Below are 24,444 nucleotides of genomic sequence, written 5' to 3'. Positions count from 1 at the left end.
TTATGAGTACAATTTATAAACTACTCTGTAAGTAGTTGAAGTTTTTGAACATAAATAAAAAATAAAACTCTCATGTTTTACTCAAAATAGTCGATAATAAGGTGATATCTAAAATATATAAGAATGGTGTAGCATGAATTGGATTCAAATCGCTGTCACAGGGCTAGTCATTTTGCTCGTGTTAGTGTGTATTAATTTTTTCTTTGCAAATGGAAAACAAAAAAAACAACAGAAACAAAAAGAACGAGATGATAGTTTATATCGAAGAGCGCTCGAAGAAGCTCGTGCAGCAGAGTATCAAGAGCGAGTATATAAAGCACAAACGGGGCATATCTCAACTCAATTGTTTTTAGCAAAAGAAGCTGAAATGAGCAATGTTGAAGGGGCCTTATATTGGTATGAAATGGCGGCGAAATTAGATAATAATATTGCGATGCGTTCTATGATCCGTTTATGTGATAGTCGTCGTGATAACCCTGAGTTAAAAGAGAAATCAATTTTTTGGGGGAAGGTTGTTGCTGCTCAAGAAGGTAGGCCGGAAGATAAATTTGCATTAGGCGTTGCGTTTTTACAAGGCCATGGTATAGAAGCGAACATTGAAAAAGGGATTAACTTTATCACTGAAGCCGCAGAGTTAGACCATGTTCCCGCTCAACTCTTTATTGCCGATTGGTATGTGGCAGAATCAAACCCACAACCGAATGCTAAATTAGCAGCTGAATGGAACTTGCGAGCCGCAATGCTTGATAATATTGAAGCGCAAATTCGTATTGGTAAACAATATGCAGAGGGCCATGGTGTTCAAGTTGATCCTAAAAAAGCAACCTATTGGTTAGAGCTCGCAGCAGAAGCTGGTGATGCTAAAGCTCAATACTTTGCGGGTGAGATGGGTGCAGATACCAACGAAAAAGGGAACTCAATTGCTTATATCTGGCTATGGCTAGCCGCAAAGAATGGCATTGAAGCTGCGATATCACGACGAGATCATGTTGGTCATCTTGTTGGGGTTGATGCTGTTATTGGACTGCAAGGCATGGCAAAGCCGTTGTTTGAAAAGATGGCGAAAGGAAAATTAAAGAAACACGCCATCATAAAATCGCTTGATAAATTGTACCAACGAGAGAGTTATTTTCCTGATAGCAATGAATTTGTCGTTGGTAAAGATGCACCAAAGAAGCCTAATAATGAGCTAAAAGAGAAGTCTTCAGAGGAAGAACACACACAAGCGACTAAAGAAGAAAAGAAAGAGAATGTGAATTTTAGTCAAACAAGAATGGACGGTGGTGCTAAATTTTAACGGCCCGTTTTTTGTGTATTTAGTTTAGATTAGGAAGGAGCACAGTTGGTGCTCCTTTTTTATTTAGTTATATTTAAAAATAACAGGGCAGTGATCGGTCAGTTGGTATTTTTTCACATCAGCTTGTTGGAAAACTTGCTGAGTTACAGTAAATCGTTTCTCAATATCGTTAGTTATGCCATGATCTATTAAGCGAGTATATGTTTTATATTTAGGCCAATCTCGCTTCCATTGTTTAACGGTACAATTTCCTTTTGTGCTCTTGGTTAATAGTATTGGCGCCTCTGTCGTCTGCTTCTTGATGTTTTTCCATAACCAACTTCTAGGATGCGCTAGGGTATGGTTAAAATCTCCCAAAACTAAATAAGTGTCGTTATTTTCTTCGCGTGCATTTATCCAATCAGTTAATTCTTTCGTTTGTGTCTTTAATGTTTCGCAAGCATAGTTATTTTTCTTTTGCCCGAGACATCCTGATTTTAAATGCACAGAAAGAAGGTGAAGAGGCTGCTCATCAACGGTAGCAATCACATAAGTAGCGTAGCGTAATTTACTGCTTTTTTTATTCGGTAGAAGAGATAAATCTCTAGGGTCAGTCACTGGAATTGAGTGATGAATAGCAAATCCTGTGTACTGATTAATATCAGTAAACTGCTTTTTTGGATTTGTAGATCGGTCAGAAAGGAAAATGCGGTAGTCACTTCCCACCACTTTTAGTATCGCTTCTCTCGAATCGACTTCTTGAAATGCTAGAATTTGGCTGTTGGATTGAGAAAAATAAACATTCAGCTGAGAAAAATCGTGTTGGTTTCTTTCTGATGGTCGAAATTTTTCAGAAGGATTAAGTGTTAACCATTCCAAATTCCATGTGGATAATGTGACAGCGTAGCTTGAAAATGAGCTAAAAATAAGTATACAAAAGCTAAGTAAGTGAGTAATTCGTTGATTCATAAGTCCTCCTGAAATCGCAAGCAGTTTAATTAAAAAATTCAAAGATAGCACACAAAAAAATGTTTCATTTTCATACATTGCAACGATTTTGAGAACAAGTTAAAGCAGTGGCGAAACTAGAATCACCCTCAGATTTAACTTGATCTAGATCAAAGCTTTTTATCGGCAGATCGAGCTTAATACACCACATCTTGTGTTAGCGAGCCTAATGCACCCACTATTTAGTATTTGGAGCCACTGTGAACATAACTGTAATCAAACGAGATGGAAGTCGTGCAACCTACCAGAATTCTCGTATTATTGATGCTATAAAAGGCGCGTCAGAGCAGGTAACACCTGAGGTTGAGAGTTATGCGCAGTTAGTGGCTCATGCGGTTGAAGTTGCTTTAAAAGGGCAAGAAGAAGTGGGTATTCGCCAGATCCAAGATTTGGTTGAAAATGAATTAATGCAAGGACCACACAAAGTGTTAGCGCGTGCCTATATTGAGTATCGCCATGACCGTGACATTGCTCGTGAAAAAATCAGTGTACTAAATAAAGAAATTAGCGGCCTGATTGAACAAAGTAATGCTGAATTATTGAATGAAAACGCCAATAAAGACGGCAAAGTTATCCCAACACAGCGTGATTTACTGGCGGGTATTGTGGCTAAGCACTACGCGACGCGTCATATTTTACCGCGTGATATCGTTCAAGCGCATGAACGTGGCGAGATCCATTACCACGATTTAGATTACGCCCCGTTCTTCCCAATGTTCAACTGTATGCTGATTGACTTAAAAGGCATGTTAACAGGTGGCTTTAAAATGGGTAATGCGGAAATCGATACGCCAAAATCCATTGCCACAGCGACAGCCGTAACTGCGCAAATCATTGCTCAAGTTGCAAGTCATATCTACGGTGGAACTACGATTAACCGTATTGATGAAATTCTTGCACCTTATGTAACGGTTAGTTACGAAAAAGCGAAGAAATTGGCTGAGAAATGGAACATTGCGGATGCTGAGGCGTTTGCTCAAGCACAAACAGAAAAAGAATGTTATGACGCATTCCAATCTCTTGAGTACGAAGTAAACACATTACATACCGCGAACGGACAAACACCTTTTGTTACGTTTGGTTTTGGTTTAGGCACAAGCTGGGAATCAAAATTAATTCAACGTTCTATTTTAGCAAACCGTATTGCTGGTTTAGGTAAAAACCGTAAAACAGCGGTATTTCCAAAATTAGTCTTCGCTATTCGTGATGGTTTGAACCATAAAAAATCGGATCCTCATTACGACATTAAAGAACTTGCGCTTGAATGTGCTACAAAACGTATGTATCCAGACATTCTTAACTACGACAAAGTGGTTGAAGTGACGGGGTCATTCAAAACGCCAATGGGGTGTCGCAGCTTCTTAGACGTTTATGAAGAAAACGGTGAACAAATTCATGATGGTCGTAATAACATTGGTGTTATCAGCTTAAATCTTCCTCGCGTTGCGATTGAAGCGAAAGGTGATGTGACTGCATTCTACAAATTGCTTGATGAGCGTCTACTTCTTTGTCGTCGCGCATTAGAAACGCGTATTTCTCGTCTAGAAGGCGTGAAGGCTCGTGTCGCTCCTATCCTCTATATGGAAGGTGCATGTGGTGTTCGTCTGAAACCAGATGATGACATTATTAATATCTTTAAAAATGGCCGAGCTTCTGTATCACTAGGTTACATTGGTGTACATGAAACAATTGAAGCATTGTTCGGTAGTGATGACCACTTATATGATAATGCTGAACTTCAAGCAAAAGCGTTAGAAATTATTCAATACCTAAAAGATGCTGTAGAAGTATGGACAAAAGAAACAGGCTTTGGCTTTAGTCTTTATGGCACACCAAGCGAAAACTTATGCTCACGTTTCTGTAAGCTAGATAACACACTATTTGGTGTTATTGATAAAGTGACAGACAAAGGGTACTACACCAACAGTTTCCACCTTGATGTTCAAAAAGTAGTAAATCCATACGACAAAATTGATTTTGAAATGCCATACCCAGAGATCTCAAGTGGTGGTTTCATTTGTTATGGTGAATTCCCTAACATGCAACGCAACATTGAAGCGTTAGAAAACGTATGGGATTACAGCTACAGCCGTGTGCCTTATTATGGAACAAATACACCAATTGATGAGTGTTACGAGTGTGGTTATACCGGTGAGTTTGAGTGTACAAGCAAAGGTTTTACATGCCCTAAATGTGGCAACCATGACTCGACTAAAGTGTCAGTAACACGTCGTGTTTGTGGTTACTTAGGCAGCCCAGATGCGCGCCCATTTAACTTTGGTAAGCAAGAAGAAGTCCAACGTCGAGTGAAGCATTTATAATGAATTATCACGTCTATCATTCGATTGATGTGATTAACGGACCGGGTACGCGTTGTACCCTGTTTGTTGCTGGTTGTGAGCACAACTGCAAAGGGTGCTACAACAAAGCCACATTAAATCCAAATTCAGGACATCCTTTCTGTCAGCAGTTAGAAGATAAGATCATTGCTGATTTGAACGATACGCGTATTTATCGTCGAGGTTTGTCGTTATCTGGTGGTGATCCCCTGCACCCAATGAATTGTGCAGCAGTACTTAAATTAGTCAAACGCGTTAAGTCTGAATGTAAAAATAAAGACATTTGGATGTGGACAGGTTACGAATTAAACGAGCTTAACGAGACACAAAAAGAGATAGTGGCTCTGATTGATACACTCATTGATGGTCGTTTTGAGCAAGATAAAGCCGATCCGTCATTGGAGTGGCGTGGTTCGAGCAATCAAATTATTCATACAATTAATGTATTGTAAGAAAAATGTGAAAAATTAAACAATAAACCGTGATATTTTCCTGTCTGAATGGTAATTTAAATGCATTACAGATCATAAGGATATGAAAATATGCTGCAAAATATAGCGACTCCTGCTAAAGATCCCATTCTTTCTCTTTCTATTGAATACCGTGCTGACGATCGTGACAACAAAGTCGATCTCGGCATTGGTGTTTACCGTAATGACCAAGGTCAAACTCCAATCATGAAAGCGGTGAGTGATTCAGCAAAAGCCATTGCTGCTGAGCAAACCACAAAAGCGTATGTTGGCCTTGCTGGCTGTGAAGTCTTTAACCAAAGCATGGTTGATCTTCTTCTGCGTGATACCTCTGCATATGAGCGTGTTTCTGCTATTCAAACGCCCGGTGCCAGTGGCGCATTGCGTATGATTGCTGACCTAATTAAATCAACAGAGCCAGGCGCTACGGTTTGGATAAGTAACCCAAGCTACATTAATCATCAACCAGTAATGGAAGCAGCAGGTTTAAAGGTTAAGCATTACACTTATTTCAATCCTGCAACAAAGCAAGTAGATAGTGCCGCTATGATGGCAGATCTAGCCAAAGCTGGACCCAAAGACATAATCTTACTGCACGGTTGCTGTCATAATCCAACAGGAGCGGATATTCGTCTGTCTGATTGGATAGCAATTACTGAGTTGGCGTTGAAAAATGGCTTTATTCCTTTTGTTGATATTGCCTATCAAGGTTTTGGTGATGGCCTAGAGGCTGATGCCGCCGGCTTACGCTTTATGGCTGATCGTGTTCCTCAAATGTTTATTGCAACTTCGTGTTCTAAAAACTTTGGCTTGTACCGCGAACGTACTGGTGCGGCGATGGTAATTGCTGCCAATATTGAAATTGCGATGAATGCAAAAGCTAAATTACTGCAAATGGCACGAGCAACGTACACGATGCCACCCGATCACGGTGCGGCCATTGTCGGACGAATCTTAAACGATGCGGCATTAACATTATCATGGCGTACCGAGTTAGATGAGATGCAAAAACGTTTACTTGGTTTACGTTCGAATCTTTGTGCAGCGCTGCGTGATGAAACGCAATCGACTCAGTTTGATTTTATTGAACAACATAAAGGCATGTTTTCTGTGATTGGCTTCAATGGCGATCAAATGGCAGTATTAAAATCTGAACATGGAATTTATGCGGTAGGGGACGGTCGTATTAATATTGCTGGAATGCAAGAGCAGCATATTGATTATATTGCAAAATCCGTTGCCTCTGTTGCAAATCAGTAACAGAATTTTTTGAGATAGTTACTATACTAATAGAATGAATCATTACAGATAATACAGTAAAGGAAAACGCATGAAGATAACAAAAAAATGGTCAACGTTACTTTTACCTATTTTACTTGCTGGTTGTATGTCGACAACAGCAACGACAACACCAGAAACAGGTACGACTGATAAGCCGGTTGTTGAGCAACCAGTAACACCAGAGACTAAGCCGGCAGTAAAACCAGAAACAAAGCCCGCGGTAAAGCCTGAGCAAAAACCACAAGTTGATCCTAAACCACCAGTGAAGAAGCCAATCGTCACAAATCTAAAAACCGCAGATGGCAAATTGATTTTAGGTGAAGAAGAGTGGATGTACATCAAGGCGATCAACCATAACGTGAAAGCTCGTATAGATACAGGAGCAACAACATCTTCAATCTCAGCCATTGATATTGAAATGTTTGAACGTGATGGAAAAGATTGGGTTAAATTTAAACTGGCTCATGGCGATAGTGTGACAAAAGAATTTGAATACCCCGTAGCTCGTATTGTCACTATTCGTCAATCAAGTACAGAAGAGCGTACTGATCGTCCTGTGATTGAAGCATGGGTACAAATTGGTGATTTGAAAGCAAGAACTGAATTTACGTTGAATGATCGAACGCATATGACATTTCCAGTGTTACTGGGTAGAACTTTTTTTCGTGATATAGCGGTTGTTGATGTAAGTAAGAAGTTTGTTCAACCAAAAGTGAAGTTAGCAAAATAGTCTCAATAAATCATGTTCAAATAAAAACGCCTAAATATCATATTTGGGCGTTTTAGTTTGGTGATTTAAATTGTTATTAACCTTATACCAATTTCAGCTATAAATAGAACATTTAATTAATGCCATCGGTATTACTAAAGTAACTTATAATTGGAGGCGTTTTGATGCTCCCTAAGTGATTGGAGTAACGCGATTTGCTTATAAATAACATAGTAGCGACTTATATTTTTAACATAGTGTACAGGCTCTTTGCTTACGTATTTTCGTGCCATAATTTCTACGTTATTGAACCAAATATTGGGATTATACCCATGCTTAACCGCCATTCTTCTCATTTTTCTTACATTAGCAGGACCAGCATTGTAAGCAGCTAGTGAAAAATACATTTGATTTTCTTTGGTTATTTCTGGTTTTAAGAAATAGCGCTTATGAACAAAACTCATGTATTTTACGCCAGCATGAATATTGGGTTCTAACTTTCTAAAATTCTGGATGTTTATGTAAGGCTCTTTTGCTGTTTTTGGTAAAACTTGCATGATACCAACTGCACCCATATGAGAAACAAGGTGGTTATTAAATCTTGATTCTTGATAAGCTTGCGCTGAAATCATTAACCAATCGAAATCGTACTCTTCAGCATATTGCTCAAATAAAACAGCAAGGTGATTAAATTGCTTAACCGTATCAGGGTTTAACGCATTTTTAAGCCATTTTGTATTATCAAGATACTTGTTATAAATAACATTACCTAAAAATGAGCCTTGTTTTATTTTTTTTGCGTATTGATTGATGGCCGATTTTAACTGAGGGCTATCTTTTCTCATTGCCCAGCCAATGTTGGCATTAGTGCGGATAGGAAGATCTTCATGAATAACGATATTATCCATTATTTTGGTCCATAATTGAGATTTATGGCTGTCAATTACGGTAATAGGTAGAATATCTTGGTTTATCATCTCCATTAGTTCGTAATCTTGTAAGTTCTCTTCTATAAATTGTATATGAATAGGAGGAATGCCATTAGAAGATAATTGCTTGTTAATCTGCTGTAAACTTTCAAAATAACTTGAACTGGCTCGAACCCAGACTTCCTCTCCTGATAAGTTTTCAAAAGAAGTAATTGTTGGTATCGATTTTGAAGTGACTAACCATTCTTGGCTGTTGCTTATGATTGGATCACTAAAATCAACGTATTTTAAGCGCTGTGGTGTAATGGTTAAGTTAGCGACTGCAACATCACCAAAACCAGCCTCGAGTGCATCAAGAAGATCATCTCTTGGTACGGGAATTATTTGAACATTGACGTTAATTTTATTCTTGTGGAGATGTAATTCAAAATGATGAAGGAACTCGGCAATAATCCCTTTTGGTTGTCCTTTTTCAATATAATAAAATCCAAGATCGGCAGAAACAAGAACGCGTACGGTTCCTTTTTTCTTTAATATATTAAGATCGCCGATATAGGGGACTTGTGTCAGAGGTGAAAGCTCAAGCGAGAAAGCGAGAGTGGGTAATAAGGTAAGCAATAAAACACATTTATGCATAAAACGCATGTCGAAATATCCTTTTTAACAATATTGCAACAAGTTAGTGTTAAAAGGAGGTGAAATCAAGTGTTTTTATAAGGATTAACCAAATTCCTATTAATAATGCAAAAAAGCCAGTGAAGAGCGTATAAATACACTGGCTGATTGACTATTCATGCTTACCTCATCCATTACCGTTTTGTACTGCATCTGATATTTGAAGTCGGTATGGTAGAGGTTGAAATATCATTTAACTGTATTTAGTCGAATTAGAATGTAAATCTAGCGGTCAATATCATTTGGCCACCATAAACGCCACCAAATTTAGCTTCAGTACCAACGGAAAGTTGCTCTGTTGAGTGGAATCGAAAATGAAGTCCCCCAATGTCTTTGTGAACATTACTGTTAAATAGCTGACCGTATTGAGCACCAACTTCGATCTGTTGCATTAACCAAACACGGAAACCAAAATTGACTTCGGTTAGCATTTCATCACCAAATTTATCACTGCTTTTGTTTTTTACATTATGCAGAAGGAGTTGACCATAAATGTCAGCAAATTCATTGACAGGGCCATTAAAGCCAATACCACCACTGACATCCCAATCGCCAGAAAATTTAGTATCTACCTTGGCAATAAGGTGAGAATTTTCAGTGAACTGTTGGTTAACTTGTACACCATAAGTTCCTGGACTTGTGCCAATACGAGTCTCAAAAAAAGTGTAAGGGAAGTTATTAGCCATTGCACTTGACGAAGTCAGAGCCGTCGCTAAAAGAAAGGATTTTTTGATGTACTTAATTGATTTCATAACGTAGTTAACCTGATATTCATAAATTTCATCTATGAAAAAGCCTGCAAAAAACAGGCCAGATTATTTATTTTTTTAATTTCTATAGTGTTTGTAAGCGTTCTACTTCAATCTCAGGGGTATTACCACCTTCATATTCACCAAAAATACGTATCTTTGTGGTTTCATTAATTGCGGTAGGTAGATAAATGTCATCATCCAATTCAATTTGGATTTCAGTTGTTCCATCAGAGAATACGTATTTATCTTTGCGGATATGACGAATAATATGGCCATCAACAGTTGCGTCTTGCTCTGTGAACATACTTGTATCTTTTAATAACTCAGCAACAGTCGTAGTGGTTACTGGACCTGTGTAATTAAACTGAGCGTGTTTGTTGTGGTCGCCATTATCAGCTAAAGCGATAGTTGGAGATAAGATTAGGGCAGCTGTAATTGCAATGATTGTCTTTTTCATAATAAATCCTTAATTCGGTTGATTAGGTAATGTTGTTCACTCTGTTTCGATAGCGCTATTAAAACAAAGGTTGGCTGAATCTATCGTGACTAATATATTCATATTCAATTCATCTAGATATTCAGTAGGGGGACGGAGAAATAAGCGGTGGGATAACTAGCCTCTTCACTGGGAACAATGCTAAGATTATCGACTTGATGTATAACGAAATTAGATGGAATTATGACCGCTTTATCCCCGTTAATGGTTCAAGGGACCACCTCTGATGCCGGTAAAACCGTACTTGTGGCAGGCTTATGCCGAGTACTTGCCAACAAAGGGATCCAAGTTGCCCCTTTTAAACCTCAAAATATGGCATTAAATAGTGCGGTAACGGAAGAGGGGGGAGAAATTGGTCGAGCTCAAGCTTTGCAAGCGGATGCGGCAAGGGTAAAGCCTCATGTTCATATGAATCCAATCCTATTGAAACCAAATACAGATATTGGTGCTCAGGTCATTGTTCAAGGTCAGGCAATCGAAACGATGGATGCATGGGGTTTTCAAGATTATAAAAAATTGGCCATGCCTTATGTTTTGGAATCCTTTTCTTATCTGACTGAGCATTATCAGTGCGTTGTTGTTGAAGGAGCGGGAAGTCCTGCTGAGATTAACTTACGTGAAAATGACATAGCTAATATGGGTTTTGCAGAAGCGGCCGATGTTCCAGTGATTATTGTTGCTGATATTGACCGTGGTGGTGTGTTTGCTCATCTCTATGGCACGCTGGCGTTATTGTCTGAATCTGAACAAGCGCGAGTAAAAGGGTTTGTAATTAACCGTTTTCGTGGTGATATCTCTTTATTAGTTCCAGGCCTAGAATGGTTAGAAGAAAAAACGGGCAAACCTGTATTAGGTGTTATTCCTTATCTGCATGGTTTAAATTTAGAGGCAGAAGATGCCATTAAAAGTGAGCAGCAAGAAAAGGGTAAGTTTGTCGTTAAAGTACCGGTGGTTACTCGCATTAGTAATCATACTGATTTTGACCCGTTACGATTACATCCAGAAATTGATCTTCAGTTTGTTGGAAAAGGGCAATCACTCTCTGGGGCTGATTTTATAATTCTTCCGGGCAGTAAATCGGTTCAAGCGGATTTGAATTATCTTAAATCTCAAGGGTGGGATAAAGATATTGAAAGACACCTTCGTTTTGGTGGCAAAGTGATGGGCATTTGTGGTGGCTATCAAATGTTAGGTGAACACCTTTCTGATCCTTTAGGTCTTGAGGGAGAGCCATCGACGATTAATGGGTTAGGTTATTTACCCATTTCGACTGAACTGAAAAAACAAAAACAACTCACCTTGGTTGATGGTGAATTAACGCTTCAGAATCAAATCACCGTGAAAGTAAAAGGGTATGAAATTCATGCAGGAGTAAGTACTCACTCTATTGCGAGTAAATCCCCCATCGTGATTAATAATGAATCGCTTGAAAGGCGAGATGGTACAGTAAATCAAGACGGGTCGATTTTTGGCACTTATCTGCATGGTATTTTTGATGAACCGCAAGCGTTTGAAGCTATTTTAACTTGGGCTGGTTTAAAAGAGAGTAAAGCGATAGATATGAAGGCGATTCAAGAAGAGGCCATTGAACGTATTGCGGCATCGATTGAAGAAAGTTTAGATTTATCTCAATTGTGGCCAAGTTTGTTTGAAAAGAAATCTACATATTAAGGATTGAATTAAATATGTCTCGAATTACGTTATTTTTTGTACTGCTGTTTAGCTCTTTGTCAGCATGGGCTAATGTTACTGTGTATGCTGCTTCATCGTTAACCAATGTGATGAACGATATTGTAGATGCGTATCAGGATGAAACGGGTGAAAGAGTCCGAGTTAGCTATGCTGGCTCCTCTTCATTAGCTCGACAAATTGCGAATGGTGCTCCTGCGGATATCTATCTTTCAGCCAATACCCAATGGATGGATTATTTGATTGAAAAAGATCATATTGAGACTGAGAGCAAAGTGGATTTATTGCGAAATAGTTTGGTATTAATTGCGTCTAAAACAACACCAAAAGAAAATTCGTGGCAGTGGTTTATTGGGCAAAAAGGGCTTCGGTTATCAATGGCAGATCCAAAACATGTACCTGCTGGTATCTATGGGAAACAAAGTTTAGAAAAACAGCATCGTTGGCCTGAAGTCAAAAATCATATCGCCTCAGGCAATAATGTTCGTTCTGCTTTATTGTTTGTCGAGCGTGATGAAGCACCATTAGGGATTGTTTATAAAACCGATGCACTTTTATCAACAGGTGTCACGATTGTTAAAGAATTCCCGACAGACTCTCACGATCCTATAATCTATCCTATGGCAATAGTAAAGAATAAAACCTCAGATAAAGTTTCGCGCTTTTATCAATATTTATTATCTGAAAAATCGAAAAATATATTTATTTCTTATGGGTTTACAACAATTTAATGATATTGACGGATTACGAAGTTGACGCCTTATTACTTAGTCTAAAAATTGCGGGTATTGCCGTCAGCTTTTCTTTACCTATTGGGATCTTGTTAGCCTGGGTGCTTGCTCGTTGTGAGTTTAAAGGAAAGGCGATACTCGATGGATTAATTCATCTGCCTTTAGTGTTACCCCCAGTTGTGATTGGATATTTGTTGCTTATCTCAATGGGGCGACAAGGTATTATTGGTAAATGGCTGTATGAATTATTTGGCTTAACCTTCAGTTTTAATTGGAAAGGCGCGGCGTTGGCCTCTGCGATTGTTGCGCTGCCATTAATGGTTCGTGCCATTCGTTTAGCTTTGGAATCGGTTGACCAAAAATTAGAACAAGCTGCAAGAACTCTAGGCGCTTCACGTACAAAAGTGTTTTCTACCATCACGCTTCCTTTAATGTTACCGGGTATTTTAACGGGGGCAGTATTGGCTTTTGCGCGTAGTTTAGGTGAGTTTGGTGCGACGATCAGCTTTGTATCGAATATAGAAGGTGAGACTCGAACACTTCCTCTTGCCATGTTTAGTTATATTGAGATCCCAGGGGCTGAAATGGAAGCGGCGCGTTTATGTGTTATTTCAATTATTGTCGCTTTAATATCTTTACTACTTTCAGAATGGTTAGCGCGTGCCAGTAAAAAAAGGTTACTGGGTTAATTTATGTTAGTTATTGATATAAAAAAACAATTGGGTGATTTAGACCTTGATGTTCAATTATCGCTTCCATCTTCTGGTATCAGTGCTGTTTTTGGTCGTTCTGGTGCAGGTAAGTCCTCATTAGCTAATTTGATTAGTGGATTAACATCACCAGATAAAGGACGAATTTCACTTAATAATACGGTGCTATTTGATTCGAAGAAAAAGATTTCATTGCCACCAGAGCAGCGACATATTGGCTATGTTTTTCAAGATGCACGTTTGTTCCCTCACTATAAAGTAGAAGGTAATTTACTGTATGGTTGCAATGGAAAAAGAACAAAACGTTTTAGTGATGTCGTGACATTACTCGATATTGAGCCTCTATTACAGCGTTACCCACATTCATTATCGGGTGGTGAAAAACAGAGAGTGGCGATTGGACGTGCAATTTTGTCTGAACCAGCATTGCTTATTATGGATGAGCCATTAGCGTCTTTGGATCTGCCAAGAAAACATGAAGTAATGCCGTATTTAGAGAGATTAGCGAAAGAGATCCAAACGCCGATTATTTATGTATCACACAGTTTAGATGAGATCCTACGATTGGCAGATCACATGGTATTGCTTAATGAAGGCTCGGTAAGCTTATCGGGAGATATTACTTCGGTGTGGGGATCTCCATTAATGCGTCCTTGGCTAAATGCGTCAGAGCATTCTGCGTTATTAGAAGGGACGATAACAGAGCTGCATTCAGAGCATCCGATGACGTTGGTGACATTAAAAAATTCTCAGCAAGGGATTTGGGTAAAATCACCCTGTGACTGCACTGAAGAAGGTCAGAGCATTCGTTTACGTATTCGAGCAAACGATGTGTCATTGATTAAACAACAGCCAGAGTTTAGTTCTATTCGAAATATTCTCCCAGTGGTTATTGAAAGTTTAACTGAAGATGAAGAAAACGACATGGTGGCGGTGAAATTGAATTTATCTGGGCATGTATTGTGGGCAAATATCACTCGCTGGGCAAAAGAAGATCTAGCGTTAGAGTTAGGTCAGCAATGGTTCGCACAAATTAAAGGTGTCAGCGTGACTCAATCAGATCTTTGTCCTAAGTGAAGATAAGAATCGCTTTGAATGACTAAATATTATTAAGGGAATAGAGATGAAGTACCAATGGATATTGTTTGATGCTGATGAAACACTTTTTCATTTTGATGCGTTTGCTGGTTTGCAACGTATGTTTTTAGGCTATGGCATTAACTTTAGTAAAGAGCAGTTTATTGAATATCAGTTGGTAAATAAACCGCTTTGGGTACAATATCAAGATAATGAAATTACGGCTCAGCAACTCCAAGAAACACGATTTGAAGAGTGGGCTAAAAAAGTAGGTGTTACGCCAAAAGCAATGAACAGTGCTTTTATGATGGCAATGGCTGAGATTTGTACGCCATTAGATGGTGCTAGAAAGTTGCTTGATTCATTGTTAGCGAACAATGTAAAAATGGGTATTATTACGAATGGATTTACTGAATTACAGAAGATCCGCTTAGAAAAAACGGAATTTAGTCACTATTTTGAATTGATCACCATTTCAGAGCAAGTCGGTGTTGCCAAACCGGACAAACGTATTTTTGAATATACGTTCTCGATGATGGGTGAGGTTGATTTATCTAAGGTGTTGATGGTAGGTGATAACCCCGGTTCAGATGTTCTTGGCGGCATGAATGCAGGGATTGATACCTGTTGGTTAAATGAAACCGGCCAAGCATGTCCTGAAGAAATTGAACCAACTTACGTGGTTAATTCATTAGCGGCATTACAGGCTGTATTAAAAAACAGCTAACTTAGCGTTATAAAAACCTCATCACTTAGAACAAATGATGAGGTTTTTTTGTATCAGTTAGTAATTAGATTACTCTTCTGATGGTGTTACTTGTTCTGTATTTTCAGATTCTGTTGCTGCTTGTTCAGCTTCAAGCGCCATTTTTTCACGATCAGCTTTACAGATGTACTTTGGCTTATTGTGTGCTCGGCTGTTTTTTGTTTGAGTTCTACGGTGTTTCTTTAAAAGAGTCTCTTTTATTTTGTTTTTACGGCTCATTGTATTACCACATTAAATCATCAGGAATAACGAATTCCGCATACGGATCGTCTTCATCTTGCGCATCTTCCGCTATTACGTTGTTAAGTACAACAACAGATTCATCGCGCAGAGTAATCTTATCAGCAACGCCGGCTGGGACCACTTCATAATCGTCATTAAAATGTACGATAGCTAAACGGCCAGCAACCAATTGAGTTTGCATGATTTTATCAACGTACATTTTTTTGACTAACGTACCATCAGTAAAATTATAACCAATGTCGCCATGAGAGCGACTCAGTTTATTGGCTGAGATAATTTGTTTAATTTGAGCGAGCAACTCTTTCTGATCTTTCTCCGCTTTGTGTTTCAAGCTTAGTTCTTTGTCTTTTTCAGCTTGAGCTGCTTTGTTTAATTCAACCGCTGCTTTTGCTTCACGATTTTGAACGCGAGATTTTTTTGAAGCTTTCTTTGCTTTTGCTACTTTGTTTTGGTTCACTAACCCAGCTTTTAGCATTTGCTCTTGTAAGCTTAGTGCCATAAATAATTCCTAATAATAACGATGTCGAATTCTGACGATTATCCCATGAGTTGTATGGGATTTAAAGGACAATAGAGAGAAGTAGAGATGAAAACACCTTGTATTGCGGCTTGTAAAAATGAAGACGGTATCTGTATTGGTTGTAAACGCACCATTACTGAAATAATTGAATGGAAATCAATGACCGATGATGAAAGAGAGAATGTAATGGATAGGCTGTCAGGGAAATTAGCCACTCATGCTTGCCCTGAATGCACAAAGTCTGTTCAGTGTGACATTAAAATGGGTAAAGAAACGTGTTGGTGTTTTAACGTTGAAACGCGAGATGTCGGTATTGTTTCTGAGAATGAAGAGTGTTTATGTCAACATTGTTTATCAAAGAAACCGATAGCGTGATAATTACATGCTACGCTATAAAATTAGGCTAATAAATTGATGTAGATCAATTGGCGGAGTGATTAAAGTGACCTATTCTTTAATGGTATTTAACATTGTTAACAATTACCGCATAAAATTAATCTGTCATAAGTGTTAATATTCGCACATATTATTTTTCAATTAAATACATGTCTGGATGAACGCAAAAAACTAGTAGATAAAAGGGTTTATCTTGAAAATTTAATTGAAGCACTATTTGTGAGGGATTAAAATCATGTCAGATAGGTTCGACAACTTGTTAACATTTTCTATATTCATAAAGTAGAAAGATAACTAGGAATAAAATTATGAGCAATGCAATAAAGCAAAACGATGGAGCTGAACGTTCATCTGAATGGAAAGCCTTTTTCTTCATCACGGTTGTTCTTTTCCCAATTTTAAGCGTGGGTGTGGTTGGTGCGTATGGTTTCTCTGTATGGTTAATGCAGGCGCTGTTTTTTGGTATGCCAGGTCACGGGGGTTGATTCTTTTAAGAATACAGCCGCTACAACAAATTAGAATTAGATAAAAGAGAAGCAATTATGATGTCATTACTTAAAAGAGCTTGGGCGGTTTTTGCTCGTCCGAGTGTACATATCAGCTTGGGTGTTTTAACCCTTGGTGGTTTCATTGCCGGTGTTATTTTCTGGGGTGGCTTTAACGTTGCGTTAGAAGCTACTAATACAGAAGAGTTTTGTATTAGTTGTCACGCAGATAATATTCAACCTGAATATGCAGGTACTATTCACGATAAAAACCGTTCAGGTGTTCGTGCTACCTGTCCTGATTGTCATGTTCCACATGAATGGACTTCTAAAATTGCTCGTAAGATGCAAGCAAGTAAAGAAGTATTCGCTCACGTATTCGGTTTTATCGATACGCCTGAGAAATTTGAAGAGCGTCGTATCGTTTTAGCCCAGCACGAATGGGACCGTTTTAGCGCTAACAAATCTCTTGAATGTCGTAACTGTCATGACTATGACGGTATGGATTTCTCTAAAATGCAACCTACAGCACGTATTCAAATGCAAGGCGCAAAAGAACGTGATCAAAGTTGTGTAGATTGTCATAAAGGTATTGCTCATAGCCTTCCTGCAAACATGGATAGCTCTGGCGGCATGGTGAGTGAACTGACTCAACTTGCAAGCAACACAAAATATGAAGATGGTCAAACTTACGTATCTGTTCGTCACCTTCCAATGTATGAAGATGAGAAACTAACTGTTGAAGCGGGCCTATTAAATCCTGCCTCTCAAGTCACTGTGCTTGAAGAGAAAGGCGATGCAATGAAAGTTGCGATTGAAGGTTGGCGTAAAGTTAAAGGCTTCGGTCGTGTTATCCAAGAAGATTTTGGTATGAACATTGCGGTTGGTGCTTTACTTAAAGATGCCGCTCAGAACGATGAAGTTGTTCAGAAATTTGAAACGAAAGAAGATGAGCTAACGGGTCTACCTTGGCAGCGTGTAACTGTGAGTCTATGGATGAAGAAAGAAGATTTCTTACCTGACTACACAACGGTTTGGCAGAAAGCTGAAGAGTCATACAAAACAAACTGTTCTGTATGTCATACTCAACCAGCTGAAGGTCACTTCGATTCAAATACATGGCCTGGTATGTTTGACGGTATGATGGCATTCGTTAACTTCGATACAGACAGCAAGTCACTTGTATTGAAATACCTACAAAAACACTCTTCAGATTTTTCTGACGAAAAACACTAAGAATTAATGGAGTAGATAGCATTATGTCTATTAGCAGAAGAAGTTTTCTAAAAGGTGTTGCAACAACAAGTGCAGTATCTCTAGTGGGTCCAAGCCTATTAATGTCTTCAAAAGCCACTGCCGCGGAAACTACGGGTACATGGCGTACGTCTGGTTCACATTGGGGTGCGTTCCGTGCGCACATCTATGGTGGCAAAGTACAAGAAATTACAGCATTAGAAATGGATAAGCATCCAACAGAAATGTTGAATGGTATCAAGGGTATTATTTACAGCCCAAGCCGTGTGCGTTACCCAATGGTTCGTCTGGATTGGTTGAAAAAACATAAGTACTCAACAGAGACTCGTGGTAACAACCGTTTTGTTCGTGTAACTTGGGATGAAGCGTTAGATTTATTCTACCGTGAACTTGAGCGAGTTCAAAAAGATTATGGTCCATGGGCATTGCATGCAGGTCAAACTGGTTGGAACCAAACAGGTTCTTTCCATAACTGTACAGCACATATGCAACGTGCGGTTGGTATGCATGGTAACTTCATCAAGAAAGTAGGTGACTACTCTACGGGTGCTGGCCAAACGATCATGCCTTACGTTCTTGGTTCAACAGAAGTATATGCACAAGGTACTTCTTGGTCTGAGATCATCGAGCATTCAGATAACATTATTTTATGGGCAACGGATCCAGTTAAAAACCTACAAGTAGGTTGGAACTGTGAAACTCATGAATCTTACGCATACCTTGAGCAACTAAAAGAAAAAGTGGCTGCGGGTAAAGTAAATGTGCTTTCTGTTGACCCAGTTAAAAACAAAACACAACGTTTCTTACAAAATGACCACATGTACTTGAATCCACAAACTGATGTGGCGTTCATGTTGGCTGTGGCTTACACTTTGTATACTGAGAACTTGTACGACAAAGCGTTCATCGATACTTACTGCCTAGGTTTTGATGAGTTTATGCAGTATGTTCTTGGTGAGACAAAAGACAAAGTAGTGAAAACTCCTGAGTGGGCTGCTGAGATCTGTGGCGTATCTCCTGAGCAAATTCGTGATTTCGCGAAGATGATGTCTACTGGTCGTACGCAGATCCTATTTGGTTGGTGTATCCAACGTCAACAACACGGTGAGCAGCCATACTGGATGGGCACGGTGCTATCTGCAATGACTGGCCAAATCGGTCTTGCTGGCGGCGGTGTATCTTACAGTCACCACTATTCAAGTGTTGGTGTACCTTCAACTGGTTTCGCTGGTCCTGGTGGTTTCCCACGCAACGTGGACCAAGGTCATGAGCCTAAGTGGAATAACAACGACTTCAATGGTTACAGCAATACTATTCCTGTAGCGCGTTGGATCGACTGTTTATTAGAACCAGGTAAAGAGATCCGTTATAACGGATCTAAAGTTGTACTGCCTGATTTTAAAATGATGGTTATTTCTGGTAACAACCCTTGGCATCACCACCAAGACCGTAACCGTATGAAGCAAGCGTTCCAAAAACTTCAAACGGTTGTAACGATTGATTTTGCTTGGACTGCAACGTGTCGTTTCTCTGACATCGTACTTCCAGCATGTACGCAATGGGAACGTAACGATATTGACCAATACGGTTCATACTCTGCTCGTGGCTTAATTGCAATGCATAAGCTTGTTGATCCTCTATACCAATCAAGATCTGATTTTGAGATCATGACTGAGCTGACTCGCCGCTTTGGTCGTAATAAAGAATATACTCGTGGTATGGATGAGATGGAGTGGGTTCGCTCATTATATGCAGAATGTCGCACAGCAAACGAAGGCAAATTTGAAATGCCTGAGTTTGATGTATTCTGGGAAAAAGGCGTTCTAGACTTCGGTGAAGGTAAACCATGGGTTCGTCACGCTGACTTCCGTAAAGATCCTGAAGTTAATGCATTAGGTACGCCTTCTGGTTTTATTGAAATCACAAGCCGTAAAATTGCACGTTTTGGCTACGAAGAATGTCAAGGTCACCCAATGTGGTTCGAGAAATCGGAACGTTCACACGGTGGTCCTGGCTCTAAGAAACACCCATTCTGGATGCAGTCTTGTCACCCTGATAAGCGTCTGCATTCACAAATGTGTGAATCTGAAGCGCTCCGTGCAACTTACGCTGTTCAAGGTCGTGAGCCTGTATATATTAACCCTCAAGATGCTAAAGAAAAAGGCATTAAAGATGGTGATTTAGTTCGAGTATTCAATGACCGTGGTCAGCTCCTTGCTGGTGCTGTTCTTACTGATAGCTACCCAAGTGGTGTTATTCGTATCGAAGAAGGTGCATGGTACGGTCCATTGAATGAAAAAGTGGGCGCAATCTGTACATACGGCGATCCAAATACACTAACGCAAGATATTCCATCGTCAGAGCTAGCTCAAGCAACATCAGCAAATACATGTTTGGTTGATTTTGAGAAGTTTACAGGTAAAGTTCCACCAGTCACTTCATTTGGCGGTCCAATTATTGTTGAGTAAGACAATAAAGTAACAAGTATTAAACAAAAAAAGCACCTATACTATAGGTGCTTTTTTTTCATATTATGTATATATTCTTATATTAAACTTAATAAACATATTGATCGATATTGGGTTATTTTTAAAAAGATAAATTTTTATTGAAATTATTTTTATTTTTCTATGAGAAAACTTAAAACTGTATTATTCTCGCCAAAAAATTGTTTTGATAAACCTTTTAGGTAGGTACAAGAATGCTGCAAAATTTTTACTTATAAATTTAAAAACAAAATATCAGATTTTAGTTCCAGTAGTAGTAACTATTATTGTCATGATGATTGCTATTCTACTTGTTAATTCTAAATTAGAATCGACTAATAAAAATGTACAAATTTCAGACTATAGAAGTATTCAATTACACAATATATCTGTCGCTGAATCTCGTCTACTTTATTTACGATTAAGCGTATCTGCGGGTTTTAATAATTATGATCTATTAAAATCGATTAATTTTGCAGGTATTACCTCCGAGTTGGATGCTAATTTTAATGGCATGGTAGAACAACAACGATTGCTACAACGCATGAATGCAGTAGTTAAAACACCAGAACAACTCCAATCTGAAACGGATTTATTGCTCTTGCAGTTAGATACCTATAAAAAGTATGCAGAAGATATTTCTATATTTCACGATAAAAAAATAAATGAATGGGGGAACTCATTATATTTGACAAAACCAATTCAGCAAGCGAGTCAATTGATCTTCTCATCAGAAGATGAGGCATCAAAGCAATATTGGGGTGAAGTAGTTGCTGAAATGTACAATAAGGCTGGTAGTATTGAAATTCAGATGACGTCTTTGTTCAATGATGATTTATATACATCGGTAAGTAAAACACCGAGAATTGATATTGTTAAGCGAGATTTTGAATCATTAGATAAACTTATTGCCCCATTAGGTCATAAGAAAGCAAAAGATATTTTACTTTCAGCATTTAAAATACAGTCAAATATGAATTTAGTTCTATGGAATGCGACTGAAAATATCAACAAAAATAAGAAGGCATTAATTGATCTTGGTAACCTTGTTTACCAAGAATTAAATGATGAAAAAGTACGTTTAACAGAAATTAACATGAAAATCTCAGAACAGAACATGAGATTCATAGCAGAAAGTCAAACATTACTATTAACGGCTATTTTTATTACCATGATTATTTCATTATTTATTGGTATATTTATTGCTAGAATAGTCACCAGACCAATTTTGATCCTTCAAGAGCAAATGTCTGACATTTCCAATGGTCGTTTAGATTCATTGAATAACCAATTAAGCGACAATGAAATTGGTGAGTTATGTAAAAATACAGACAGTACCGTTATTCGTCTACAAGAAATGATCAGAAATTTGCGTAATGTAGGTGAAGAAGTGTCTTCTTCTTCGACAGAATTGGCCGCAATTATGGTGCAAAGTGAAGTGAATTCTTCAGATCAAAAATCTCAAGTAGATTTAATTGCGACGGCAATCACTGAATTGGCTGCTTCAGCAAACCAAGTCGATGCATCAGCGAATCAAGCAGACATGAAAGCAAGAGAAGTGCTTGGAATGAGTCGTGATGGGGCGAAATCTGCTTCTGAAGGGGTTAAATTAAGTCAAAATCTTGCGATTCAAATGGATGCTACATCAAGCGAAGTGATGATCCTTAAAGATCAAACCGACCGTATTAGTGAAGTGATCACTGTTATTGATTCTATTTCAGAGCAGACTAACTTATTAGCGCTTAATGCAGCCATTGAAGCAGCACGTGCTGGTGAAAGTGGTAGAGGTTTTGCTGTTGTTGCAGATGAAGTGCGTGTTCTTGCGGCTAAGACTCAGCAATCGACACAGAATATTCAAAATATTATTAATGAGCTACAACAGAAATCATTAAATGTAGTTGATTCTGTTAATCAGTCGATAGAGATGATTAATCAAACTGCACAGATGAGCCTTGATACTAATAACCAACTGTTAAATATTTCTGATTCGATTGAAAGTATTTCTCAAACAAACTCAGAAATGGCAACCGCTGCTAACGAGCAAAGTAGAGCGATTGAATCTATCAGTGAAAACGTAAATGTGATTACTGAGAGTATTAATCAGAATGTCGAAGGCATTAGAGAGTCAACTCAGGCAAGCCAACATTTATCTGAACTTTCTGAAAATCAAAGAGAACAATTATTGTTCTTTAAAGTATAAGTAGAGTAATTTAGTATACCAGGTCAGTATCAATGATAACTGACTTGGTATTTTTAATGTATTAATCCCTCCCTGAACACTCGTCCTTCATCTGTTATTGTTGCTTGTATCTTGAATCGTAGTATTCTATGTAAATTACATAGTTAGCTGATTCATTTTGTACAAAAACCAGCAATAGGAAGCGCATGATGAACCCATTATTTTTATTATGTGGACAGGAAACCATTCCTGTTCAAACTGATTTAGTCTATGAGTTAGAATATGATCAAATTACCATGCGTTTTGCTGGTATTCATAATTCTCTAATTAATGATCACTATCTTATCTTACAATTTCCCACACAGTTAGAACACGATGCTAAAATTTTAGGTGATGGCTTTCAAATGCTGGCTCAAACTACGGGTCAGGTTGATACACCAAAAGACTTAGGTCGCTGTCCAGATAATAGTGCCAGTTATCGTCTGTATTCAGAGAATGCAAAAAAACGATTTTATAACTATTTAGTCATTGAGCAATCAGATGGCTTTATCTTATTTGGTTTTACTTCTTGTCACCGTTTTTCTGGATATTTCGAGATCCATCAATACCAAGGTGAAATGAATGTAATGGCATTTTTGGATGGCGAGCATACACATCCAAAGGACTGGGCCAACAATCAAATGGAAGCGTTAACCGTTATTAAAGCGAATTCACTGACTGAAATTTATGAGCTTTATGCCGCAAAAATACAGCAAAATCATCCAATTAGAGCAGGGGTAAAACAAGATGCACCGGTAGGTTGGTGCTCATGGTATGCCTATTATTCTGATGTGACAGAGCAAAATGTATTAGATAATGTCGATGTTATGTGTGATGAACAAAAAGAGCTTGAATGGGTATTGCTTGATGATGGCTATCAAGCGTTCATGGGTGATTGGTTAACACCGTCAGATAAATTTCCTAATGGTATTGAAAGTTTACTTCGTGCAATTAAAGAAAAAGGGAAAAAACCAGCAATTTGGATTGCACCGTTTATTGCTCAGCCAGAATCAGAGTTATTTAAAAATCACCCTGATTGGTTTGTTCGTAATGACAATGGTGATCTATTAAAAGCTGAGGACATTACCTATGGTGGCTGGCGTTGTACTCCTTGGTATATTCTTGATACTTCAAAACAAGCGGTTCAAATCCATTTAACGGAAGTGATCCGCACTATGAGAGAAGAGTGGGGAGTTGAGCTTTTTAAGTTAGATGCTAATTATTGGGGAGCTTTAAAAGGTACTCGAGTTCAATCTGGAATTACCGGTGTTGAAGCCTATCGTTTAGGCATGCAAGCTATCATTAATGGTTCTGGAGACGCTCTCATTCTTGGTTGCAACGCACCGATGTGGCCATCTCTTGGTCTTGTAGATGCAATGCGAATCTCTGATGATGTTGAACGAAACCCTGAACGATTTGAACAAATTGCTCAAGAGACGTTCTATCGCAGTTGGCAACATCGTAAATTATGGCAAATAGATCCAGATTGCTTAACGTTAACGTCTTTGCCTAATCAGGGTACGGAAAGAAAATATTATGAATTTCATCGTAATGTAATTTTGGCTTCTGGTGGATTAGCACTATCGGGTGATCCATTGTCTGAATTAAATAGCTTCGCTAAAAAAACATGGAAGAATTTACTTTCTCGTCTTCGATTAACACAGGACTCTGCGCAATTTAAGTCATTATCTAACCGTCACTGTACTTTACGATTAAATCATCAGCATGAACTTCATTGTATCTTTAATTATGAAGATGAACCGATGGAGCACACATTAGTGGCTGATCAACCGTCAATCTGGCGTGATTTTTGGAGTGGTGAGCAGCTAAACGAAGAGCCAATGCAAATGTTATTGCTTACATTAGAGGGTAGATTAAGTAGTCGAGCTATTTTGGTTTCAATCTAATAATCATCTTCTCTCTATCTCTTGTCT

At 38.5% G+C, this 24,444-nt stretch carries 22 protein-coding genes; 16 read left to right on the top strand and 6 right to left on the bottom strand.

Features of this window, described 5'->3' with window-relative positions:
• Positions 1-133: 133 nt before the first annotated feature.
• Complete coding sequence (locus tag Q1K78_RS07130; protein ID WP_300176003.1) at positions 134-1,297, top strand: tetratricopeptide repeat protein; 1,164 nt, start codon at positions 134-136, stop codon at positions 1,295-1,297.
• Positions 1,298-1,360: 63 nt separating this feature from the next.
• On the opposite strand, the gene Q1K78_RS07125 is transcribed toward Q1K78_RS07130, so the two are convergent.
• Positions 1,361-2,245 (bottom strand): endonuclease/exonuclease/phosphatase family protein, encoded by an 885-nt coding sequence (locus Q1K78_RS07125; RefSeq protein ID WP_300176000.1) that lies wholly within the window; start codon positions 2,243-2,245, stop codon positions 1,361-1,363.
• A 239-nt stretch (positions 2,246-2,484) separates the two neighbouring features.
• Here Q1K78_RS07125 and nrdD point away from each other — a divergent pair, with 239 nt between their 5' ends.
• The 4 genes from nrdD (at position 2,485) to Q1K78_RS07105 (ending at position 7,104) form a co-directional block, all read left to right on the top strand.
• The gene (gene nrdD / locus Q1K78_RS07120; RefSeq protein ID WP_300175997.1) at positions 2,485-4,605 is read left to right on the top strand and encodes an anaerobic ribonucleoside-triphosphate reductase; all 2,121 of its coding nucleotides are present in this window, start codon (positions 2,485-2,487) and stop codon (positions 4,603-4,605) included.
• On the top strand, positions 4,605-5,075 hold the full coding sequence (gene nrdG / locus Q1K78_RS07115; protein ID WP_300175994.1) for an anaerobic ribonucleoside-triphosphate reductase-activating protein: 471 nt from the start codon (positions 4,605-4,607) through the stop codon (positions 5,073-5,075). The genes nrdD and nrdG overlap by 1 nt, the downstream gene beginning before the upstream one ends.
• Positions 5,076-5,165: 90 nt before the next feature.
• Positions 5,166-6,353, top strand: coding sequence for an amino acid aminotransferase (locus Q1K78_RS07110; RefSeq protein ID WP_300175991.1), 1,188 nt, complete (start codon positions 5,166-5,168; stop codon positions 6,351-6,353).
• Positions 6,354-6,423: 70 nt separating this feature from the next.
• Positions 6,424-7,104 (top strand): RimK/LysX family protein, encoded by a 681-nt coding sequence (locus Q1K78_RS07105; RefSeq protein ID WP_300175988.1) that lies wholly within the window; start codon positions 6,424-6,426, stop codon positions 7,102-7,104.
• 134 nt (positions 7,105-7,238) lie between these two features.
• On the opposite strand, the gene Q1K78_RS07100 is transcribed toward Q1K78_RS07105, so the two are convergent.
• The 3 genes from Q1K78_RS07100 to Q1K78_RS07090 all read right to left on the bottom strand — a co-directional run bounded on the left by Q1K78_RS07100 (position 7,239) and on the right by Q1K78_RS07090 (position 9,896).
• Complete coding sequence (locus tag Q1K78_RS07100; RefSeq protein ID WP_300176072.1) at positions 7,239-8,648, bottom strand: lytic transglycosylase F; 1,410 nt, start codon at positions 8,646-8,648, stop codon at positions 7,239-7,241.
• Between the two features lie 251 nt (positions 8,649-8,899).
• Entirely contained in the window at positions 8,900-9,439 is a 540-nt protein-coding gene (locus tag Q1K78_RS07095; protein ID WP_300175984.1) for a hypothetical protein, read from the bottom strand.
• Between the two features lie 82 nt (positions 9,440-9,521).
• Positions 9,522-9,896 carry a YgiW/YdeI family stress tolerance OB fold protein gene (locus Q1K78_RS07090; RefSeq protein ID WP_300175981.1) on the bottom strand — a complete coding sequence of 125 codons (375 nt, stop codon included), beginning with the start codon at positions 9,894-9,896 and terminating at the stop codon, positions 9,522-9,524.
• A 222-nt stretch (positions 9,897-10,118) separates the two neighbouring features.
• On the opposite strand from Q1K78_RS07090, the gene Q1K78_RS07085 reads away from it, so the two are divergent.
• The 5 genes from Q1K78_RS07085 to yjjG are packed head-to-tail and all read left to right on the top strand — an operon-like array spanning position 10,119 to position 14,869.
• Positions 10,119-11,606: a cobyric acid synthase gene (locus tag Q1K78_RS07085; protein WP_300175978.1), complete on the top strand. Its 1,488-nt coding sequence runs from the start codon at positions 10,119-10,121 to the stop codon at positions 11,604-11,606.
• A 14-nt stretch (positions 11,607-11,620) separates the two neighbouring features.
• Positions 11,621-12,355, top strand: coding sequence for a molybdate ABC transporter substrate-binding protein (gene modA, locus Q1K78_RS07080; protein ID WP_300175976.1), 735 nt, complete (start codon positions 11,621-11,623; stop codon positions 12,353-12,355).
• Entirely contained in the window at positions 12,355-13,044 is a 690-nt protein-coding gene (gene modB, locus Q1K78_RS07075; protein WP_300175973.1) for a molybdate ABC transporter permease subunit, read from the top strand. The genes modA and modB overlap by 1 nt, the downstream gene beginning before the upstream one ends.
• A 3-nt stretch (positions 13,045-13,047) precedes the next feature.
• The gene (gene modC / locus Q1K78_RS07070; RefSeq protein ID WP_300175970.1) at positions 13,048-14,142 is read left to right on the top strand and encodes a molybdenum ABC transporter ATP-binding protein ModC; all 1,095 of its coding nucleotides are present in this window, start codon (positions 13,048-13,050) and stop codon (positions 14,140-14,142) included.
• A gap of 46 nt (positions 14,143-14,188) precedes the next feature.
• A complete protein-coding gene (gene yjjG, locus Q1K78_RS07065) occupies positions 14,189-14,869 on the top strand; it encodes a pyrimidine 5'-nucleotidase (protein ID WP_300175967.1) in 681 nt (226 codons plus the stop codon).
• A 69-nt stretch (positions 14,870-14,938) separates the two neighbouring features.
• On the opposite strand, the gene Q1K78_RS07060 is transcribed toward yjjG, so the two are convergent.
• Together Q1K78_RS07060 and Q1K78_RS07055 are read right to left on the bottom strand one after the other, a co-directional pair.
• The gene (locus Q1K78_RS07060) at positions 14,939-15,127 is read right to left on the bottom strand and encodes a DUF2986 domain-containing protein (protein ID WP_300175964.1); all 189 of its coding nucleotides are present in this window, start codon (positions 15,125-15,127) and stop codon (positions 14,939-14,941) included.
• A gap of 4 nt (positions 15,128-15,131) precedes the next feature.
• Positions 15,132-15,650, bottom strand: a complete 519-nt coding sequence (locus Q1K78_RS07055) for a DUF2058 domain-containing protein (RefSeq protein ID WP_300175961.1) — start codon at positions 15,648-15,650, stop codon at positions 15,132-15,134.
• Between the two features lie 87 nt (positions 15,651-15,737).
• Here Q1K78_RS07055 and Q1K78_RS07050 point away from each other — a divergent pair, with 87 nt between their 5' ends.
• From Q1K78_RS07050 to Q1K78_RS07025, 6 genes are all read left to right on the top strand, one after another.
• Positions 15,738-16,046: a DUF1289 domain-containing protein gene (locus Q1K78_RS07050; protein ID WP_300175958.1), complete on the top strand. Its 309-nt coding sequence runs from the start codon at positions 15,738-15,740 to the stop codon at positions 16,044-16,046.
• 329 nt (positions 16,047-16,375) lie between these two features.
• On the top strand, positions 16,376-16,552 hold the full coding sequence (torE, locus tag Q1K78_RS07045; protein ID WP_060992256.1) for a trimethylamine N-oxide reductase system protein TorE: 177 nt from the start codon (positions 16,376-16,378) through the stop codon (positions 16,550-16,552).
• A 57-nt stretch (positions 16,553-16,609) separates the two neighbouring features.
• On the top strand, positions 16,610-17,788 hold the full coding sequence (gene torC, locus Q1K78_RS07040; protein ID WP_300175954.1) for a pentaheme c-type cytochrome TorC: 1,179 nt from the start codon (positions 16,610-16,612) through the stop codon (positions 17,786-17,788).
• A gap of 23 nt (positions 17,789-17,811) precedes the next feature.
• Positions 17,812-20,274: a trimethylamine-N-oxide reductase TorA gene (gene torA, locus Q1K78_RS07035; RefSeq protein ID WP_300175951.1), complete on the top strand. Its 2,463-nt coding sequence runs from the start codon at positions 17,812-17,814 to the stop codon at positions 20,272-20,274.
• Positions 20,275-20,584: 310 nt separating this feature from the next.
• Positions 20,585-22,492, top strand: a complete 1,908-nt coding sequence (locus tag Q1K78_RS07030; protein WP_300175948.1) for a methyl-accepting chemotaxis protein — start codon at positions 20,585-20,587, stop codon at positions 22,490-22,492.
• A gap of 185 nt (positions 22,493-22,677) precedes the next feature.
• On the top strand, positions 22,678-24,417 hold the full coding sequence (locus tag Q1K78_RS07025; protein WP_300175945.1) for an alpha-galactosidase: 1,740 nt from the start codon (positions 22,678-22,680) through the stop codon (positions 24,415-24,417).
• Positions 24,418-24,444 lie beyond the last annotated feature (27 nt).

This window comes from uncultured Aliivibrio sp., assembly GCF_946479765.1.
GTDB lineage: Bacteria > Pseudomonadota > Gammaproteobacteria > Enterobacterales > Vibrionaceae > Aliivibrio.
This window is presented reverse-complemented; position numbering and strand designations above follow the sequence as displayed.

Coding starts and splice junctions, on each gene's coding strand:
- modB (WP_300175973.1), top strand. CDS start 12,355: ATGATATTGACGGATTACGAAGTTGACGCCTTATTACTTAGTCTAAAA.
- Q1K78_RS07060 (WP_300175964.1), bottom strand. CDS start 15,127: ATGAGCCGTAAAAACAAAATAAAAGAGACTCTTTTAAAGAAACACCGT.
- Q1K78_RS07055 (WP_300175961.1), bottom strand. CDS start 15,650: ATGGCACTAAGCTTACAAGAGCAAATGCTAAAAGCTGGGTTAGTGAAC.
- Q1K78_RS07105 (WP_300175988.1), top strand. CDS start 6,424: ATGAAGATAACAAAAAAATGGTCAACGTTACTTTTACCTATTTTACTT.
- Q1K78_RS07130 (WP_300176003.1), top strand. CDS start 134: ATGAATTGGATTCAAATCGCTGTCACAGGGCTAGTCATTTTGCTCGTG.
- Q1K78_RS07090 (WP_300175981.1), bottom strand. CDS start 9,896: ATGAAAAAGACAATCATTGCAATTACAGCTGCCCTAATCTTATCTCCA.
- Q1K78_RS07085 (WP_300175978.1), top strand. CDS start 10,119: ATGACCGCTTTATCCCCGTTAATGGTTCAAGGGACCACCTCTGATGCC.
- Q1K78_RS07025 (WP_300175945.1), top strand. CDS start 22,678: ATGATGAACCCATTATTTTTATTATGTGGACAGGAAACCATTCCTGTT.
- torE (WP_060992256.1), top strand. CDS start 16,376: ATGAGCAATGCAATAAAGCAAAACGATGGAGCTGAACGTTCATCTGAA.
- Q1K78_RS07125 (WP_300176000.1), bottom strand. CDS start 2,245: ATGAATCAACGAATTACTCACTTACTTAGCTTTTGTATACTTATTTTT.
- nrdG (WP_300175994.1), top strand. CDS start 4,605: ATGAATTATCACGTCTATCATTCGATTGATGTGATTAACGGACCGGGT.
- torA (WP_300175951.1), top strand. CDS start 17,812: ATGTCTATTAGCAGAAGAAGTTTTCTAAAAGGTGTTGCAACAACAAGT.
- Q1K78_RS07100 (WP_300176072.1), bottom strand. CDS start 8,648: ATGCATAAATGTGTTTTATTGCTTACCTTATTACCCACTCTCGCTTTC.
- Q1K78_RS07110 (WP_300175991.1), top strand. CDS start 5,166: ATGCTGCAAAATATAGCGACTCCTGCTAAAGATCCCATTCTTTCTCTT.
- torC (WP_300175954.1), top strand. CDS start 16,610: ATGATGTCATTACTTAAAAGAGCTTGGGCGGTTTTTGCTCGTCCGAGT.
- Q1K78_RS07050 (WP_300175958.1), top strand. CDS start 15,738: ATGAAAACACCTTGTATTGCGGCTTGTAAAAATGAAGACGGTATCTGT.
- Q1K78_RS07030 (WP_300175948.1), top strand. CDS start 20,585: ATGATGATTGCTATTCTACTTGTTAATTCTAAATTAGAATCGACTAAT.
- yjjG (WP_300175967.1), top strand. CDS start 14,189: ATGAAGTACCAATGGATATTGTTTGATGCTGATGAAACACTTTTTCAT.
- modC (WP_300175970.1), top strand. CDS start 13,048: ATGTTAGTTATTGATATAAAAAAACAATTGGGTGATTTAGACCTTGAT.
- Q1K78_RS07095 (WP_300175984.1), bottom strand. CDS start 9,439: ATGAAATCAATTAAGTACATCAAAAAATCCTTTCTTTTAGCGACGGCT.
- modA (WP_300175976.1), top strand. CDS start 11,621: ATGTCTCGAATTACGTTATTTTTTGTACTGCTGTTTAGCTCTTTGTCA.